Annotated in this window: 1 protein-coding gene; it reads left to right on the top strand. The window is 70.6% G+C overall.

What is annotated here, in order from left to right; all coding sequences use genetic code 11:
• On the top strand, positions 1 to 1,706 hold a 1,706-nt coding region (locus ACE3S9_RS19080; protein WP_374548055.1), incomplete at its 5' end, for a DUF882 domain-containing protein.
• Between the last annotated feature and the right edge of the window lie 225 nt (positions 1,707 to 1,931).

Below are 1,931 nucleotides of genomic sequence, written 5' to 3'. Positions count from 1 at the left end.
CGTTAAGTTTGCGTCCGGCCGACAAGACAAACACGATGGGAGCGCGTTTGATTTTGCCAAAATTCGCCGCGAGCGTCGCCGACGCAGCAAAGACGGGCCGCCGCGCCTTCCAGCGCGCAACCCATCCTCTCGGCAAACGCGCCTGCGTCGCCGTTCTCGGCCTCATCGCCGTTCTGGCCCCCGACGCGCTGGAATCCGCCGCCGCCAATGGCGACACCCGCACGATTTTTCTCTATCACGCGCACCGCAAGGACTCGATTGCGGCGACCTTCCGCGTCAACGGCCATTACGACGCCCAAACGCTGGAACAATTGAATTGGTTCCTGCGCGACTGGCGCACCGACGACCAGATCAAGATGGACCCCCGGCTGTTCGACGTGCTGTGGGAGGCCTATCGCTCCGTCGAGCGCATGGGGCCGGACGATCCGATCATCGTGATGTCGGCCTATCGCTGCCCCTCGACCAACGCCATGCTGCGCCGCCGCTCCCGGATGGTGGCGGAACATTCGCAGCACATGCTCGGCAAGGCGATGGACACCACCATTCCCGGCCTGTCGATGGAGAAGCTGCGCGAGATCGGCATGCGCATGCAGCGCGGCGGCGTCGGCTATTATCCCACCGCCGGAACGCCCTTCGTCCACCTCGACGTCGGCGAGGTGCGTCATTGGCCGCGCATGAATTACGACCAGCTCGCGCGGCTGTTCCCGGACGGCAAGACCGTTCATATTCCCTCCAACGGCAAGCCGATGGAGCATTACGAAGAGGCCCGCGCTGAAATTCTCGCGCGCGGCGGCGAGGCGGCCACTATGGCCGAAGCCACGTCCGGCCCCGGCATTTTCGGCTTTTTCGCCAAGATTTTCGGCGGCGGCGAGGACGAGGAGGAGGCCCGTCAGGTTGGCCGCGTCTCCCGCCCGACGCGCGTCGCCTCCGCCAAGGTCGACACCGCGACCGACGCCGCCTCGTCGCAGCGCCGCATGGTCGCAAGCGCGGAAAGCAATCTGCCGCACGGCGAGACCTATATGGGCGCGCCCGACGGCGCCGGCCCCGGCCGGCAGGCGGTCCAGTCCCAGCCCGCGCCGCAGCCGGCCCAGCAGGCGTCCCAGGCCGCCGAACCGGCGCGCGCGCCGGCCGCCGATCAAGCCAATCAGGCCGCCGACGATGACGACAAGCTCGCCGCCGCGCCGCTGCCGCCGCGCCGTCCCGACAATCTCGCCGCCGCCGCCGACGCGCCCTTGCCGCCGCCGCGCCCGACCGCTCTCGCCGGTCTGCCGGACGTCATCACGCGCGGCTCGTCTTCCGGAAGCGCCGCCGGCGCGCTGGCGCTGCGCCCGTCCCATGCTGAGACCGTGGCGCTCGCCTATGCCGCGACTCCGGCCGCCGCCGTGCCGCTGCCGCCGCCGCGCCCGCCCATGCCGGCTTTGCGCGCCGCCGCGCTGAACAAGGCCGAGGAACAGCGCGCCGCCAAGGCGGTCGCCACCCAGATCACGCCGGCGCGCGTCGACCGCGCCGCGCTGCAGGCGCTGGCGACGCCCGCGCCGCAAAATTCCGCCCGCCCGCGCGGCGGCGCCGGATTCGCCCCCGCCCTGCGCTCGGCCGCCAAGCTCGACGCCTTCGCCGCCAGCGCGCCGCCACGCGGCGTCAAGACCGGGTTCGGCGCCAAGGCGACCGTTCTGAGCGCCAATTCCTTCGCCAAGGACGACGACTGAACCCGGCGTCGTCCTGATCGTGGTTAATGTCCTGTTAATCCGCGCTGCTTAATCTCTCCCGATGCGCCGGTGAAGCCCGTGGCCCCCGGCGGCGAGGCGCGGGAGGCAGGCCATGCTCCAGGAAGCGATCAAGGCCCAGGAATTCGTCGTGACGCAGCGGCCGCGCCGTCGCAGCCCCGCGGCCTGCGGCCTGCAGCAACTGGCGCGGCTGGCGCTGCTGATGAT

Source organism: Rhodoblastus sp. (assembly GCF_041915505.1).
Classification (GTDB): domain Bacteria; phylum Pseudomonadota; class Alphaproteobacteria; order Rhizobiales; family Beijerinckiaceae; genus Rhodoblastus.
This window is presented reverse-complemented; position numbering and strand designations above follow the sequence as displayed.